We start from the raw sequence: 15,915 nt of genomic DNA, 5'->3' as shown, positions 1-15,915 counted from the left end.
GGTCAACGTCCTGTGGGCTTTGATACGTGACGGACGGTGCTACCAATGCGAACTCCCAGTCACCACAGCGGCTTGACAACAGCATTAGGAGGTGGTGCCGGGGTGTCTCCATGGCCGGGCAAAGCCGGGCCGGATCGGCGTGGCCCCGCCGTCTTAAGCCTGTCGGGTGGACGGTGGACCAGCGGCCAGGAACCGATCAGGCCCGGCCAAGAAGGAAGGCGGCGCTGGAAGCGTCGGACGCGGTCGCAGGATCCCGCACCCCGGACGGGTGAAAGTCCGCAGACGCCGGAGCGCCACGCCGGGCTGGCAGGCACGTCGGCATAGCGTGCGGAGCTTCACCGAGAAGCGGGAGTTGTGAACATGCGTGCAGCGCATCGGGCCGGTGTCTGTCTGGCAACTGCCTGTCTTTTCGTGGCCGGCTCACCGGCGCAGAGCAACAGCGCAGACCGGACAGCGGACCGGCGCGGGGCGATCTTCCTCTCCGACGAGGAGTTCGAGCGGCAGTACGGGGCACAGGCTCTGAAACACGCTGCGTCAGGCATGGAACTGCCCACGCCGGCCCATGCGCCCCGTGCCCTTCCAGCAGTCGACGACGAATGGAAGAAAGTGAAGTTCACCGTCACCGATCCCGACGGCCGGAAGATCCCCACGAGGGTGGGGAACAGCCACTTCGGCTGGCGTCACTTCTCCTCCCGCCACAACATCAAGAAGTACGCAGCCCTGCAGGCGGCATACGGCGACAAGGTCGACAAGGTCGACGGGCACCATCTGGAGTACATCGCCGTCGTGGTCTACAGCGGCCGGGTCGCTGCAACGGTGCGAGGCGTTGTTCAGTACTACAAGCAGACAGGAGACGGGGAGCGGAAGGTCCCCCGCAAGGAGAAGATCGGCACCATCACCGCATACTGCCAAGGCGTCCAGAAATGTCCGTCCGTGGTGAACGGCTGAAAGCGGAGGGGAGACCCCCATGCGGCAGAGCGACGCGGTGGCCGACGAACGCGAGGAATACCTCGACGACCTTCGGCAGACCGCTCTGTCCCGGCTGCAACAGCTCGTGCCGGCGCCGCTCACCTACGGCTCGCAGGCCGTCCGGGGAGTCCTGCCGGTGACTGCGGACCCCTCCGCGCTGCGGGTTGTGTTGTGGGACGGTCGGGACCCGGCCTCGACGCTGGCTTACGACATTCCCCTGGTCGACGCCCGCGACGACTACATCCGGCACACCGTCCTCATCGCCGCTCTGCGCGACTGCGTCGGGCGGCCTGCCACGGAGTTCGGGCCACCCGGCGTGGATCCCGTCCACGGCATCCCAGTTCTTGATGCCCGGTCCGCGGTGACCGCGTTCGCCCAACACCCCGTCCTCACCCCCGGCGACGCCCTGTACCTGCCCCTGGTCCCTCTGACGGGCGGCTTCCCGGAACCCAGGGCAACCTTCACCCTGACGGGCTTCTTCCTCCTCGACGACGGCTATGCCCGCTACTACGTCCGCTGGGAGGAAACCGACGAGATCCTTGGCCTGGACTACTGCATGCGTACGAGTGACGGTCTTGTCGAGAGCCGCGGCGGCACCGTCGGCAACATCTTCCCCGCACTCATGTCGTCCGGCGACCTCCATCGCTTCCGCCGAGACGTCGAAGACGCGTACTGCATCACCGTCTTCGACCTGACCCCACTGGACTGACAAGGCCACGGCGTCAGCCGATGCACGGGAAACGATCACCAGGGGATCGGGAAGCGATCTTTCACGGCCTTGGAAGAGCCAGCTCTTGGATACTTGTGAACACCCCACCGCACGACGAAGTCCCGCCCGATCGAAAGATCGGGCGGGACTTCGTCGTTTCCAAGACGGTTTGATCCCCAGGGCAGTTCGGCCCATCCGGCACTTCCCGCGCGGACATCTTGCGGCAGGATTGAGGCGCAGCCCCCTGCCCGCGATTCCCCGTACGGAGGAGCGTCCTGTGACGGCCAGACCGCCCACGCCCCAGATCGAAACCAGCGCACCCCACCCGGCGCGCGTCTACGACTGGCTGCTGGGCGGCAAGGACAACTACCCGGTCGATCAGGCTGTGGGGGAGAAGCTGCCTCCGGAGGCGCGGGGCAACGCGGCGCGGAACCGGGCCTTCATGCATCGCGCCTCCGCCTGGCTGGCGCGGCAGGGTATCGATCAGTTCCTCGACGTGGGCACCGGCATCCCCACCTCGCCGAACCTGCATCAGATCGTCCAGGCGATCACCCCCACCGCCCGGATCGTGTACGCGGACAACGACCCCATCGTTCTGCGCCATGCGGAAGCGCTGTTGGCCAGCAGTCCGGAAGGGGCCACCGACTACATCCACGCGGATGTGCGGAAGCCGGAGCTGATCCTCGATCACGCCCGTCGGCTGCTGGACTTCCGCAGGCCCGTCGCCCTGTCGCTGATCGCGCTGATGCACTTCCTGCCCGACGACCAGGACCCGTACGGCATCACCCGCACCCTGGTCGACGCCCTGCCGTCGGGGAGCTACCTGGTGCTGTCGCACGGCACGGCCGACCAGCACCCGGAGCTCCGGGCCGAGACCGAGTCCGCCTACAAGAAGGGCGCCATCACACTGCGGATGCGCAGTCACAGCGAGGTGGAGCCGTTCTTCGACGGTCTGGATCTCGTCGAGCCGGGGCTCGTGCCGGCCACGGAGTGGTATCGGGAGGGGCCGGCGCCGGAGAACGAACGCAGCGGGTTCTATGTGGGTGTTGCCCGCGTGCGGTGAGGCATCGGGGCACGACGTTGTTCGCGGCCGGGGAGGCCCTGCACCGGCTGATCCCGCACTCCACGCTGGTGGTCGTCGACCGTGCCGCGCATCTGCCGAACCTGGAGCAGCCGGAGCGGTTCAATGCCGCGTTGCTCGGCTTCCTCGGAGGGCTCTAGGGGCCCGGATCACGACTCCTGGAGCGGTTTGGCGAAGCAGCGGCTGCTCTCGTACGTGCGGTAGTAGCCGAACTTCTCGCAGGGGGTGTAGCCGCTGGAGGTGTACAGCGCGATCGCCTCCGGCTGCTGGTCGCCGGTCTCCAGCACCATCCGGGTGCGGCCCGCCGCCCGTGCGTCCGCTTCGAGAGCGGCGAGGATGCGACGGGCCAGACCCCGTCCGCGGCACTCCCGGATCACGAACATCCGCTTGAGCTCGGCGTCGCCGTCCAGGTAGTCCTCCTCGTTCCGCTCCTGCGCACGCCAGCCGCCGGTGGCGACCGGTGCGCCCGACTCGTCGTAGGCGAGGAGGTAGAGGCCGCGCGGAGGCCGGAACATGGACGGGGCGAGTGGTGTGACATCGCCCTCGTCCCCGTAGCGCTCCGCGTATTCGAGCTGCACCTGGTCGTTGAGTTTGACGGCGTCGGGGTGGTCGAACGACCGAGGCTGGATATTCATGCGGGAAATGGTACAAGTATGCGATCGGTGGTTGTCGGTACTGTGCCCTGATGCTTACCGTGACCACCGTGAATGTGAACGGGCTCCGCGCCGCCGCGAAGAAGGGCTTCGTCGAGTGGCTGGCGGGGACCGAAGCCGATGTGATTTGCCTGCAGGAGGTGCGTGCCGAGCCGCACCAGCTCGCCGACGAGGTGCGCGAGCCCGACGGCTGGCACACCGTCCACGCACCGGCGGCCGCCAAGGGGCGGGCCGGGGTCTCCCTCTACACGCGCCGGGCGCCGGAACGGGTGCAGATCGGGTTCGGCGGCTTCGGGGGCACCGGGGGCGAGGAGTTCGACGACAGCGGCCGGTACGTCGAGGTCGACCTGCCGGGTGTCACGGTGGCGAGTCTGTATCTCCCGTCCGGTGATGTCGGTACGGAGCGGCAGGACGAGAAGGAGCGCTTCATGGCCGCGTTCCTGCCGTATCTGAAGGGGCTCAGGGAGCGGTCCGCGGCCGGCGGTCGTGAGGTGCTGGTGTGTGGCGACTGGAACATCGCCCACCGGGAGGCCGACCTGAAGAACTGGAAGGACAACCAGAAGCGCGCGGGCTTCCTGCCGGAGGAGCGGGCGTGGCTGACCCGGGTCTTCGACGAGGCCGCGTACGTGGACGTGGTGCGGGCGCTGCACCCGGACGGGGCGGGACCGTATTCCTGGTGGTCCTACCGGGGGCGCGCCTTCGACAACGACGCGGGCTGGCGCATCGACTACCAGGTGGCGACCCCCGGTCTCGCCGGGCGTGCGAGAAAGGCATGGGTGGAGCGGGCCGCCACGCACGGCGAGCGGTGGAGCGACCACGCGCCGGTGACGGCCGTCTTCGAGCTGTAGGGGGCTGCTACCCGGCCCGCCGGTAGCTGCTGCCGTCCTTGGGGCGGGTCAGCAGGCCTGCCACGACCAGGAAACGGCGCAGCGCCGGGTAGTCGTCGTGCACGGTGAGCAGCGCCTCGTTGACCTCACGCTCGCTGTACGTGCGGTCCGGCTCGAACAGGGTCTGCGCCAGGTGGACGAGCAGCTGCTCGCGGCGGGCCGGCTTGCGGGGGATCGTGGTCAGCCGCCCGTGGGAGAACAGGGCGGCAACCCCGTGCGAACCGCTCGGATTGTTGTCGGACATGGGGGAAGCCTTGCGTACGGGGGAGGGGCGGTCAACGCGGTTTCGTCGGGGCGGTCGGCTCCTGCGCCGCCACCGGGCGTGTACCGCTGTTCAGCGGCCCGTCGCGGGAGAGGTTACGTCTCCGGTCCCTTCGGTGGCTGCGTGCCGTCGTCGCGGCGCAGCCGTCGGTCCAGGGCCATGGAGAGCTCGGCGTCCACCACTGCGCGGGCGAGCGGGCGGAGTTGGGGCGGTTCGGTCTCCGTGGTGTGGGCCTGCAGCACCTGTACGAAGAGTTCGGCGAGGGCGTCCGCGTGTTCCCGGACCCGGCGGCCCGTCGCGAGCACCGTGGAGAGCGGTACCCCTTCCCGTACCAGTTCCGCCGACGCCTCCAGGAGGCGGCGGCTGATGTGCACGATCTCGTCGCCGTCGGTGGCGAGATAGCCCAGGTCGAGGGCGGTGGCGAGGTTCTCCGGGGTGACCTCGCCCTCGAAGTAGTCCGCGAGCTGTTCGGGCGTGAGGCGGACCGGGGTCTCTTCGGTCGGCTCGCCCAGCCCCAGCACCTCGGCGACGTCGCGGCCGCTCTCGAAGGTGCGGGCGAGATCGGCGATGCCGGTGAGGGTGTGGCCGCGCTCCAGCAGGCCCGCGATGGTGCGCAGTCGGGCCAGGTGGTGGTCGTCGTACCAGGCGATGCGCCCTTCGCGGCGGGGTGGCGAGATCAGACCGCGCTCCCGGTAGAAGCGCACGGTCCGCACGGGGATGCCGGCCTCCTTGGCCAGCTCCTCCATCCGGTATTCGCGGTGCTCGCGTTCTTCAGCCACCACCGCACCCTATGTTGTACCGCCGGTAACTTTCCCTTGCCGGACCCCTACCCATCGGTACGGGGCTGCTCTACTCTCCCAACAATGCCAGTGATTGCTGGCGGAGTCGTGTGACGTACCGCGGGAGGCGGCAGCATGGCCCAGCACGAGCATGTACGAGTGGCGGTGATCGGATCCGGATTCGGGGGCCTGGGGGCCGCGGTCCGGCTGCGTCGCGAAGGCATCACCGACTTCGTCGTCCTGGAACGGGCCGAGTCCGTCGGTGGCACCTGGCGCGACAACAGCTACCCCGGCTGCGCCTGCGACGTGCCGTCCCACCTCTACTCGTTCTCGTTCGCCCCCAACCCGGACTGGCCGCGCACCTTCTCCGGGCAGGAGCACATCCGCGCCTACCTGGAACGTGTCGCCGACACCTTCGGGCTGCGCCCGCACATCAGGCTGGGCCATGAAGTGACCATGATGCGGTGGGACAACGACGAGCTGAACTGGGTGATCGAGTCCGCGAACGGGACCACGATCGTCGCCGATGTCGTCGTCTCCGCGACCGGCCCGCTGTCCGACCCGAAGATTCCGGACATACCCGGTCTCGCCGACTTCCCCGGCAAGGTCTTCCACTCGGCCCGCTGGGACCACGACTACGACCTGACCGGCAAGCGCGTCGCCATGGTCGGCACCGGCGCCTCCGCGATCCAGATCGTGCCGGCGATCCAGCCGAAGGCCGGCAGGCTGACCCTGTTCCAGCGCACCCCGCCGTGGGTCATGCCGCGCATGGACCGGAACATCAGCGGCGCCGAGCGGTGGCTGCACCGCGCGCTTCCGCTCACCGGCGCCGCTCGCCGCGGACTGCTGTGGGGCATACGGGAGTTGCAGGTCAGCGCGTTCACCAAGCACCCCAACGAGCTCGGCCTGGTGGAGAGGATGGCGAAGTCCAACATCGCACGGGCCATCAAGGATCCGGCGCTGCGGGCCAAGCTGACGCCCTCGTACCGCATCGGCTGCAAGCGGATTCTGCTCTCCAGTACGTACTACCCGGCGCTCGCCCGGCCCAATGTGGATGTGGTCGCCTCCGGGCTGACCGAGGTACGCGGCTCGACCGTCATCGCCGCAGGGGGCACCTCCCAGGCCGGAGGCTCTGGGGGCGGCACGGAGACCGAGGTCGACGTGATCATCTTCGGCACCGGCTTCCATGTGACGGACATGCCGATCGCCGACCGGGTCGTCGGCGCGGAAGGCAACACGCTCGCCGAGTCCTGGAAGGACGGCATGCAGTCGCTGCGGGGCGCGACCGCGGCGGGCTTCCCCAACTGGATGACGATCATCGGCCCCAACACGGGGCTGGGGAACTCCTCCATGATCCTGATGATCGAGTCCCAGCTGAACTACATGGCGGACTATCTGCGCCAGCTGAACATCCTGGGCGGGCGGACCGCGCTCGGTGCGCGGGCGTCGGCGGTCGGGGCGTGGAACCGGCGGGTCCAGGAGCGGATGACGCGGACCGTGTGGAACACCGGTGGCTGCACCAGCTGGTATCTGGACGCAGGCGGGCGCAACACCACGGTCTGGCCGGGAACGACAGGTGAGTTCCGCCGGGCGACACGGACGGTGGACCTTGGGGAGTACGAGGTCATCCGGCCCCGGAAGACCGCTGCCGCCGAGACCGTCGTCGCCGGGAATGCCGTTGCCGAGGAGGCCGCGCGATGAGCCGGCCGCTGCGGTGCGAGGATGCCCCGCCGGTGCCCGCGCGCGAACTGACCGCCATTTCCGCCGACGGCTCCCGCATCCACATCGAGGTGTACGGGCCGGACGGCGCCCCTGCGGTGGTGCTGGCGCACGGCTGGACCTGCAACACCCACTTCTGGGCCGCGCAGATCCGGGACCTGGCAGTGGACCACCGGGTCGTCGCCTACGACCAGCGCGGACACGGACGTACGCCCGCCGTCCGCCCCGAGGGGTACAGCACCGACCGGCTCGCCGACGACCTCGAAGCGGTGCTGGCCGCCGCGCTGGCCCCCGGCGAGCAGGCGGTGCTCGCCGGGCACTCCATGGGCGGCATGACGCTGATGGCCGCCTCGCGGCGGGCCGGGCTGCGCGAGCACGCGGCAGCCGTACTGCTGTGCAGCACCGGCAGTTCGCGGCTGATCGCCGAGTCGATCGTCGTACCGATGCGGGCCGGTGCGGTCCGCACCCGGATGACCCGCGCGATCCTCGGGGTGCGGGCCCCGCTCGGGCCGGTCACACACGTCTCGAAGCGGATCCTCAAGTACGCCACGATGGGCGCCGGTTCGGCCCCGGAGCGGGTCGAGTCCTGTGCCCGGATCGTGCACGCATGCCCGCGGGCGGCCCGGGTCTCCTGGGGGCATGTGCTCGCGGAGCTCGATCTCGACGCGGGCGTAAGGGAGTTGCGGGTGCCCACCGCCGTGATCGCGGGTACGGAGGACCGACTGACTCCGCCCGTCCACGCGCGCGCCCTCGCGGCGGCGCTGCCCGAATGCCTGGGGCTCACCGAGTTGGCGGGGATGGGCCACATGACACCGGTGGAGGCACCGGAGGCGGTCACCGCGAAAATCCGGGAACTGGTCGCCGGGTATGTCACCGCTGCCACCGGGACGGTCAGTGGCACTGTTGAGGAGGAGGTCGTATGAGCGGCAGGCGCAGTCTCGAAGGACAGGTCGTGGTCGTCACCGGCGCGGCGCGCGGCGTGGGCGAGCTGCTGGCCCGCAAGCTCTCGGCGCGGGGCGCGAAGCTGGCGCTGGTCGGCCTGGAGCCGGACGAGTTGAAGAAGGTCTCCGAGCGGCTGCATGCGGAGAGCGACCACTGGTACGCGGACGTCACCGACCATGTGGCGATGGCGCGGGTCGCGCAGGAGGTGAAGGAGCGCTTCGGCAAGGTCGACGTGGTCGTCGCCAATGCGGGGGTCGCCTCGGGCGGGCCGTTCGTCGGCTCCGACCCGCAGGCGTGGCGGCGGGTCATCGAGGTCAATCTGATCGGCGGCGCGGTGACGGGGCGGGCGTTCCTGCCCGTACTGATGGAGAGCCGCGGCTACTTCCTGCAGATCGCGTCGCTCGCCGCGATCACTCCGGCGCCGATGATGACCGCGTACTGCGCGTCGAAGTCGGGCGTGGAGGCGTTCGCGCACAGTCTGCGGGCGGAGGTCGGATACCGGGGCGTGAAGGTCGGTGTCGGCTACCTGTCCTGGACGGACACCGACATGGTGCGGGGCGCCGACGAGGACGACGTCATGCGGGAGTTGCGGCAGCGGCTGCCGTGGCCGGCGAACCGCACGTATCCGCTGGGCCCGGCGGTCGACCGGATCGTGGCCGGCATCGAGCGGCGTTCGGCGCACGTGTACGCGCAGTGGTGGCTGCGCGGCATGCAGTCGGTGCGGGGATACCTGCCGGCGGTCATCGGGGTGGTCGGGCAGCGCGAGATGAAGCGGTTCGGGTCGCGGCTCGAGGGCGTGAGCAAGGGACTTGTGGGCGCCGGAGGTGCGGCGGACGAGGTCGCGCGGGGTTCGAGCACGCAGCGTAAGTGATCGAAATGCGTGGAATGTCCTGCCGTGTAAGTCTGGTCGAGGCCCCAACGGGGTCACCCCCCAACGCATCCCGAGCACCCCACCAGGAGTGAACAGCATGGGTATCGCAGACCAGTTCAAGGACAAGGCGCAGGAGCTCGCCGAGCAGGCGAAGAAGAACACGGGCGAGAAGAAGGGCGAGCCGCGCGAGCGGACGTCCGATGCGTCGGAACGGGCGCGGGACAAGGCCCGGGACGCGGCGCAGGGGGCGCGCGACCGGTACGACGACGAGTCCTGACTCGTCGGTGCGAGGGGCGCGTTCGGGAGACCGGACGCGCCTTTCGCGTGCGCGGGGCTTGTTCCCCCACCCCGCCCCTTCCCGAAACCGGGGGCACGCCCCCGGCCCCCCTTCTTTTGTCCTCAATCGCCGGACGGGCTTGATGTGTCCGCCGGACGGGCTTGATGTGACGGGCCGCCGGACGGGCTTGATGTGACGGGCCGCAGGACGGGCTTGATGTGACGGGCCGCAGGACGGGCTTGATGTGACGGGCCTGATGGGCCTGACGGGCGCCTATCGCGGCGGCAGTGGTGGCCGTGTGCGGTTCGGGGCGTCCTCGTAGGTCGGTGGGGTCGACGCCGGGTGGGACTTCAGGAGGTCGAGCGCGATCTGCACCGCGTCGTCCAGCACCGCGTGCCGGCCCTCCGCCCAGTCCAGCGGCGTGCGCAGCGCCTCCAGGTCCGGTTCGACACCGTGGTTCTCGATCGACCATCCGTACGCGTCGAACCACGCCGCGTTCATCGGCACCGTGATCACCGTGCCGTCGCCCAACCGGTGCCGACCCGTCATGCCGACGACCCCGCCCCATGTCCGCTGGCCCACCACCGGGCCCAGTTCCAGCAGGCGGAACACGGCGGTGATCATGTCGCCGTCGGAGGAGGTCGCCTCGTCGGCGAGAGCCACCACCGGGCCGCGGGGGGCGTTGGAGGCGTACGAGACCGGCTGGGCGTCGCGGGTGAGGTCCCAGCCGAGGATCGTGCGGGTCAGTTTCTCGACGACCAGCTCGCTGATGTGGCCGCCCGCGTTGCCGCGTACGTCGACGATCAGGGCGGGGCGGGAGACCTCCATCCGCAGGTCGCGGTTGAACTGGGCCCAGCCGGAGCCGCCCATGTCGGGGATGTGCAGGTAGCCGCACTTGCCGGCACTCAGCTCCCGTACGACGTCGCGGCGTTTGGCGACCCAGTCCTGGTAGCGGAGCGGGCGCTCGTCGACCAGGGGGACGACGGCGACGCGGCGGGAGTGGCCTTCGCTCTCGGGCGGGCAGAAGGTGAGTTCGACGGTGGTTCCGCCCGCCTGGGAGAGGAGGGGGGATGGGCCCGCGACCGGATCCACCGGGCGGCCGTCCACGTGGGTGAGGATCGTGCCCTCCCGGATGCCCGTGCCGGCGAGCGGTGAACGCGCCTTGGAGTCCGAGGAGTCGCCCGGCAGGATCCGCCGGACCAGCCAGTTGCCGTCCCGGCACACCAGGTTCGCGCCGAGCAGTCCGATCGCCCGCTGGTAGTGCGGTGGGCCCTCGTTGCGGCGGGCGGGTGCCACGTAGGCGTGCGAGGTGCCCAGTTCGCCGAGGACCTCGCGCAGCAGGTCCGCGAACTCGTCGGGGGTCGCGACCCGTTCGACCAGCGGACGGTACTGGTCGAGTACGCCCGGCCAGTCGATGCCGCACATGTCGGGTTCCCAGAAGTAGGAGCGGATGATGCGGCCCGCTTCCCCGTACGCCTGCCGCCATTCCGCCGCCGGGTCGACATCGTGCAGGATCCGCCGCAGGTCGAGATAGACCGTCGAGTCGCTGTCGCCGGCCTCGGTGGCCGGTACGGCGCGCAGTTCTCCGTCGTCCATGACGACCAGCCGGGTCGCGTCGCCGCTGACGGCGAACCAGTCGAGATGGCCGACGAGCTCGGTCTTCCTGGCCTTCGTGATGTTGAAGTGTTCGAGCGTGGGACGGCCCGACATGTCGGCCGGGTTGGCGAACGTCTCGCCGAGCGCGCCCGAGATCGGCCAGCGCAGCCAGACGAGCCCGCCGCCGCTGACCGGGTGCAGAGCCGAGTACTTCGACGCGGTGACCGGGAACGGCGTCACCCGGTTCTCAAGCCCCTCGAACTCGACCGTGACCGTGGCCCCTTCGGCCGGAGTCGCTTCCGGAGTGTCGCCCGGGTCGAGGCCGCCCGCCGCCGGGCGCCCCTCCGGTGAGAGAGCGAACGGGGACGGGGTGGCGGAGGAGAGCGGCACCAGGTACGGGCGGCAGCCGAGCGGGAAGGAGAGGTCGCCCGTGTGGACGTCGTACACCGGGTCGAAGCCGCGCCAGGAGAGGAACGCGAGATACCGGCCGTCGCCGGTGAACACCGGGTTCTGGTCCTCGAAGCGGCCGTTGGTGACATCGACGATCACCGGGGCGCCCGGTCCCATGATCCGGGCCAGTTTGATCTGCCGCAGCGAGCGGCCGATCCCGGGATGCGACCAGGTCAGCCAGGCGCCGTCCGGTGAGAATGCCAGATCGCGGACCGGCCCGTTGATGGAGCGGATCAGCTCGGTCGGTTCGCCGGTGGACTCCTCGGCCGTGTCGAGGAGCAGCAGCCGGCCGTCGTGCGTGGCGATCGCGAGCCGTTCGCCCTCCGGGTCGGCGATCAGTTCGTGGACCCGGCCGACCTGCCCGGAGGCCAGCCGGCGCGGTGCCCGGTCACCGCTGGCGCGCGGCAGGTACGCGATCTCGATGGCGTCCTCGCCGTCCGTGTCCGTCACGTAGGCGACCTGGCCCATGCTGCCGAGCATCTCGGGCAGCCGGACCCGGACCCCGGGGGTGTCGGCGATCGTGCGGGCGGGCCCGTCGCGGTGGGTCAGCCAGTACAGACTGCCGCGGACCGAGACGGCGCTCGCCCGGCCCGTCTCGTCCACGGACAGCGAGTCGACATTGGTGGCGGCGGGCACCTGGTACGGACGCCGCCCGGCCCGCGGCCCGCCGAGCCGCACCTGCAGCTTCCGCGGGACCGCGTCCGGTGATTCGAGGTCGTCGACCAGCCACAGCTCGCCCGCGCACTGGTAGACCACCCGGCGTCCGTCGCTGGACGCGTGCCGGGCGTAGAAGGCGTCGTGGTCGGTGTGGCGGCGCAGGTCGGAGCTGTCGGGCAGGCAGGAGTACAGGTTGCCGACGCCCTCGTGGTCGGAGAGGAACGCGATCCGGCCGGCGACGAACATCGGCGAGTCCAGATGGCCGCCGATGTCGGGCAGCAGCCGCTTGCCGTGCAGCCACAGCCGCCCCATCGCCCCGCCCCGGTACCGCTTCCAGGCGGCCGGTTCGTGCGGGGGTGTGCCGGTGAGCAGCAGCGTGCGCCGTTCGCCGTCGATGTCCGCGACCGCGATGTCGGAGACCGGACCCCACGGGAGCTTGCCGCCGGGGGAGCCGTCCGTGGGAAGGCTGTAGGCCCAGGAGAAGTACGAGAACGGCTGGGCGTGCGAGGACACGGCGAGGATGTGCGACGTCTCGTCCGGATCGGGGGTCCAGCCGCAGACCCGGGCGTCGGTCGACCCCCAGTAGGTGAGCCGGCGGGCCGGTCCGCCCTCGACCGGGGCGAGATGGATCTCGGGATCCAGGGTGCGCCAGGTCGTATACGCGATACGGGTCCCGTCGGGCGAGAAGCGCGGGTGACTGACCCGCGTCCGGTCGACGGTCACCCGCCACGCCCGGCCGGGCTGCTGCCCCTCGGGGACGAGGGGAGAGACCCAGAGGTCGTCCTCGGCCGCGAAGCAGAGCAGGTCCTTGTGAAGGTGCGGGAAACGGAGATACGCGACGTCGTCACTCACCCCCCAATGCTTTCCGCGTGAGCGGGACGCGGCAACTCGTGGTGCGGAAGAAGTTGTGGTGCAACACACAAGCGAAACGATGCAGTTTCGCTCAGCCGGTGGGTATTTTCGAGGTGTACGAAACAGTTTCGTTCGGTTGACTGACGTACGAGTGACAGAACAGGAGGTCGACCCATGGCACGCACCCGCCTCACGCCGGAGCGCGAGAGCGAGCTCTACGCCGCGGTGCTCGACCTGCTGCGCGAGGTCGGCTACGACGCCCTGACCATGGACGCCGTCGCCGCCCGTACCCGCTCCAGCAAGGCCACCCTCTACCGCCAGTGGGGGAGCAAGCCGGAGCTGGTCGTCAAGGCGCTGCGCCACGACAAGCCGGGCGACCTTGCCGAGATCGACACCGGTTCGCTGCGCGGAGATTTCCATGCCGCGCTGAGCCGGACCGACGACTGCAAGATGCAGAAGAACTCCGCGCTGATGCGGGGCCTGATGCAAGCCGTCCACGACAATCCCGATCTGTACCAGGCACTGCGCGAACTGCTCATCGAGCCGGAGATAACCGGCCTCGACTCGCTGCTCCGCCGAGCCGTGGGCCGGGGTGAACTGCGTCCGGACAACCCGGCGCTGAAATATGTACCGCACATGCTGGTCGGTGCTTTCACCGCTCGGCAGCTGGTCGAGGACCGCCCCGTCGACCACGCGTTTCTCACCGACTACGTCGACTCCGTGATCCTCCCCGCTCTCGGCGTCTGACCTCGTCCCTTCCGTACGACCCTTTCCCCAAGCCCCACCTGACACGCCGCTCTCGTCGTCGGGCTGGTTCCTCACGCCCTTTTCCACCCACACGACCTGACCGGGAGTACGCCTCCGTGGCCACATTCCTCTACAAGCTCGGACGGTTTGCCTTCCGGCGCCGCCGCTATGTCGCCCTTGTCTGGGTGGCACTGCTGGCGCTCGCCGGATTCGGCGCTGCCTCCGCTTCCACCGCCACCTCCAGCTCCTTCTCCATTCCGGGTACGGAGGCTCAGAAGGCTTTCGACCTGCTGGAACAGCGCTTTCCCGACTCCAGCGCCGACGGCGCGACCGCGCGGGTCGTCTTCAAGGCCGACGACGGCCGGAAGATGACGGACCCGGCGAACAAGGCCGAGGTCAACAAGATCGCGGACGAGCTGAAGTCGGGTTCGGACCAGATCGCCTCGGTCACCGACCCGTACACCGGCAACGCCGTCAGCAAGGACGGCTCCACGGCGTACGTCTCCGTGTCCTACAAGGTCAACTCGATGGAGCTGACCGATGCGACCCGGAGCGCCCTGGAGGACGCGGGCCACGCGGCGCAGAAGAGCGGGATGACCGTGGAGATCGGCGGCGACGCGCTCCAGGTGATGCCAAAGACCGGGGCCACCGAGATCATCGGTGTGGCGATCGCCGCAGTGGTGCTGGTCGTCACCTTCGGCTCGCTCGTCGCGGCGGGTCTGCCGCTGCTCACCGCGCTCATCGGCGTCGGCATCGGCGTCTCGACGATCACGGCCCTGGCCAACGTGCTCGACCTGGGCTCCACCACCTCCACTCTCGCGATGATGATCGGCCTCGCGGTCGGCATCGACTACGCGCTCTTCATCGTCTCCCGCTACCGCGCCGAGCTGGCCGAGGGCCGCGAGCGCGAGGAAGCGGCGGGGCGGGCGGTCGGCACGGCCGGTTCCGCGGTCGTCTTCGCCGGTCTCACCGTCGTCATCGCCCTGGTCGGCCTGGCCGTCGTCAACATTCCGATGCTGTCGAAGATGGGCTTCGCCGCGGCCGGCACGGTCGCGATCGCCGTCCTGATCGCGCTCACCCTCGTCCCGGCGGTGATGGGCTTCGCGGGCAAGCGGGTCATGGGACGCAAGGCGCGCAAGGCCGCCGAGGCTTCGATCCGGCCCGAGGCGAAGCCGAACATGGGTACCCGGTGGGCGCGGTTCGTCCTGCGCAAGCCGGTCTGGGTGCTGCTGGTCGGAGTCCTCGGCCTCGGGGTCATCGCCGTACCGGCCGCCTCGCTGGAGATGGGCCTGCCCGACGACGGCTCCCAGCCCACCAGCACCACCCAGCGCCGCGCCTACGACCTGCTCTCCGACGGCTTCGGCCCCGGCTTCAGCGGGCCGCTGATGGTCGTCGTGGACACGGCGAACAGCTCGGACGGCAAGGCCGCGGTCAAGCAGGTCTCCGACGAGATCTCCGGCATCCCGCACGTCGTCGCGGTCACCCCGGCCCACTTCAACAAGGCCGGCGACACCGCCATGATCACCGTGATCCCGAAGGACCGGCCGAGCTCCGCCGAGACGGAGAACGTGGTTCACGCCATCCGTGACGCGGGCGCGGGCATCAAGTCCGACACCGGCGCCGAGGTCCTGGTCACCGGATCCACGGCGATGAACATCGACTTCTCGCAGAAGATGAACGACGCGCTGCTGCCGTATCTGGCGCTCGTCGTCGGCCTGGCGTTCCTGCTGCTGATGGTGGTCTTCCGCTCGGTGCTGGTGCCGCTGAAGGCGGCCCTCGGCTTCCTGCTCTCGGTCGTCGCGGCCCTGGGCGCGGTCGTCGCGGTCTTCCAGTGGGGCTGGCTCGGCTCGCTCTTCGGCGTCGAACAGACCGGCCCGATCATGTCCATGATGCCGATCTTCATGGTGGGTGTGGTCTTCGGTCTCGCCATGGACTACGAGGTCTTCCTCGTCACCCGGATGCGCGAGGCGTACGTCCACGGGGAGAAGGCCCCGCAGGCGATCGTCACCGGCTTCAAGCACGGCGCCCGCGTCGTCACCGCCGCGGCCGTGATCATGATGGCGGTCTTCGCCGGTTTCATCGGCTCCAGCGAGTCGATGATCAAGATGATCGGCTTCTCGCTCGCCATCGCCGTCTTCTTCGACGCGTTCGTCGTCCGGATGGCGATCGTGCCCGCGGTCCTCGCCCTGCTCGGCAAGCGCGCCTGGTGGCTGCCGCGCTGGCTGGACCGGCTGCTGCCCAATGTCGACGTGGAGGGTGAGGGGCTGCGCAAGCAGCTCGGCGAGACGCCCGGCGGAGACGGGCACGGCGATACCCAGGGCGTGCGCAAGCTGACGCGCGTCTGATCCGTACGAGCCCCGGGGCCGCGTCTGAGAGCCTGTCGGGTGACCTTCGATCGGAAAGCGGACGCGGTCTGGTGCGTGCGATTCCAAGGCGCCGGAAGGTCCTCGGATGGGGTCTCCCC

The 15,915-nt window shown here is 69.7% G+C and carries 15 protein-coding genes; 11 read left to right on the top strand and 4 right to left on the bottom strand.

What is annotated here, in order from left to right; all coding sequences use genetic code 11:
• Nucleotides 1-360 precede the first annotated feature (360 nt).
• From ACWD6R_RS36550 to ACWD6R_RS36535, 4 genes are all read left to right on the top strand, one after another.
• Complete coding sequence (locus ACWD6R_RS36550) at nt 361-948, top strand: hypothetical protein (protein WP_451822686.1); 588 nt, start codon at nt 361-363, stop codon at nt 946-948.
• Between the two features lie 19 nt (nt 949-967).
• Nucleotides 968-1,678, top strand: coding sequence for a hypothetical protein (locus ACWD6R_RS36545; RefSeq protein WP_451822685.1), 711 nt, complete (start codon nt 968-970; stop codon nt 1,676-1,678).
• Nucleotides 1,679-1,955: 277 nt separating this feature from the next.
• Nucleotides 1,956-2,741 (top strand): SAM-dependent methyltransferase, encoded by a 786-nt coding sequence (locus tag ACWD6R_RS36540; RefSeq protein ID WP_451822684.1) that lies wholly within the window; start codon nt 1,956-1,958, stop codon nt 2,739-2,741.
• Nucleotides 2,738-2,899, top strand: a complete 162-nt coding sequence (locus ACWD6R_RS36535; RefSeq protein ID WP_451822683.1) for an alpha/beta fold hydrolase — start codon at nt 2,738-2,740, stop codon at nt 2,897-2,899. Before ACWD6R_RS36540 ends, ACWD6R_RS36535 begins: the two co-directional genes overlap by 4 nt.
• A 9-nt stretch (nt 2,900-2,908) precedes the next feature.
• Here ACWD6R_RS36535 and ACWD6R_RS36530 read toward each other — a convergent pair whose 3' ends face one another.
• Nucleotides 2,909-3,394: a GNAT family N-acetyltransferase gene (locus ACWD6R_RS36530; RefSeq protein ID WP_451822682.1), complete on the bottom strand. Its 486-nt coding sequence runs from the start codon at nt 3,392-3,394 to the stop codon at nt 2,909-2,911.
• A 50-nt stretch (nt 3,395-3,444) separates the two neighbouring features.
• Here ACWD6R_RS36530 and ACWD6R_RS36525 point away from each other — a divergent pair, with 50 nt between their 5' ends.
• Nucleotides 3,445-4,260: an exodeoxyribonuclease III gene (locus ACWD6R_RS36525; RefSeq protein WP_451822681.1), complete on the top strand. Its 816-nt coding sequence runs from the start codon at nt 3,445-3,447 to the stop codon at nt 4,258-4,260.
• A gap of 7 nt (nt 4,261-4,267) precedes the next feature.
• Here ACWD6R_RS36525 and ACWD6R_RS36520 read toward each other — a convergent pair whose 3' ends face one another.
• Together ACWD6R_RS36520 and ACWD6R_RS36515 are read right to left on the bottom strand one after the other, a co-directional pair.
• A complete protein-coding gene (locus ACWD6R_RS36520; RefSeq protein ID WP_266984725.1) occupies nt 4,268-4,543 on the bottom strand; it encodes a DUF2087 domain-containing protein in 276 nt (91 codons plus the stop codon).
• Between the two features lie 113 nt (nt 4,544-4,656).
• The gene (locus ACWD6R_RS36515) at nt 4,657-5,307 is read right to left on the bottom strand and encodes a MerR family transcriptional regulator (RefSeq protein WP_451822687.1); all 651 of its coding nucleotides are present in this window, start codon (nt 5,305-5,307) and stop codon (nt 4,657-4,659) included.
• 168 nt (nt 5,308-5,475) lie between these two features.
• Here ACWD6R_RS36515 and ACWD6R_RS36510 point away from each other — a divergent pair, with 168 nt between their 5' ends.
• From ACWD6R_RS36510 to ACWD6R_RS36495, 4 genes are all read left to right on the top strand, one after another.
• Complete coding sequence (locus tag ACWD6R_RS36510; protein WP_451822680.1) at nt 5,476-7,041, top strand: flavin-containing monooxygenase; 1,566 nt, start codon at nt 5,476-5,478, stop codon at nt 7,039-7,041.
• Nucleotides 7,038-7,982 (top strand): alpha/beta fold hydrolase, encoded by a 945-nt coding sequence (locus ACWD6R_RS36505; RefSeq protein ID WP_451822679.1) that lies wholly within the window; start codon nt 7,038-7,040, stop codon nt 7,980-7,982. Before ACWD6R_RS36510 ends, ACWD6R_RS36505 begins: the two co-directional genes overlap by 4 nt.
• Nucleotides 7,979-8,872, top strand: coding sequence for an SDR family oxidoreductase (locus tag ACWD6R_RS36500; RefSeq protein ID WP_451822678.1), 894 nt, complete (start codon nt 7,979-7,981; stop codon nt 8,870-8,872). The genes ACWD6R_RS36505 and ACWD6R_RS36500 overlap by 4 nt, the downstream gene beginning before the upstream one ends.
• Nucleotides 8,873-8,969: 97 nt before the next feature.
• Nucleotides 8,970-9,149 (top strand): hypothetical protein, encoded by a 180-nt coding sequence (locus tag ACWD6R_RS36495; protein ID WP_451822677.1) that lies wholly within the window; start codon nt 8,970-8,972, stop codon nt 9,147-9,149.
• A gap of 273 nt (nt 9,150-9,422) precedes the next feature.
• Here ACWD6R_RS36495 and ACWD6R_RS36490 read toward each other — a convergent pair whose 3' ends face one another.
• Nucleotides 9,423-12,704: a S41 family peptidase gene (locus ACWD6R_RS36490; RefSeq protein ID WP_451822676.1), complete on the bottom strand. Its 3,282-nt coding sequence runs from the start codon at nt 12,702-12,704 to the stop codon at nt 9,423-9,425.
• 174 nt (nt 12,705-12,878) lie between these two features.
• Here ACWD6R_RS36490 and ACWD6R_RS36485 point away from each other — a divergent pair, with 174 nt between their 5' ends.
• Together ACWD6R_RS36485 and ACWD6R_RS36480 are read left to right on the top strand one after the other, a co-directional pair.
• Nucleotides 12,879-13,451, top strand: coding sequence for a TetR/AcrR family transcriptional regulator (locus tag ACWD6R_RS36485; RefSeq protein ID WP_451822675.1), 573 nt, complete (start codon nt 12,879-12,881; stop codon nt 13,449-13,451).
• Between the two features lie 116 nt (nt 13,452-13,567).
• Nucleotides 13,568-15,796, top strand: coding sequence for an MMPL family transporter (locus tag ACWD6R_RS36480; RefSeq protein ID WP_451822674.1), 2,229 nt, complete (start codon nt 13,568-13,570; stop codon nt 15,794-15,796).
• The last annotated feature ends 119 nt before the right edge of the window (nt 15,797-15,915 follow it).

The sequence above is a fragment of the Streptomyces sp. NPDC005151 genome (genome assembly GCF_053599875.1).
The sequence above is the reverse complement of the archived record's forward strand: the minus strand, read 5'-3'. Positions and strand labels throughout refer to the sequence as shown.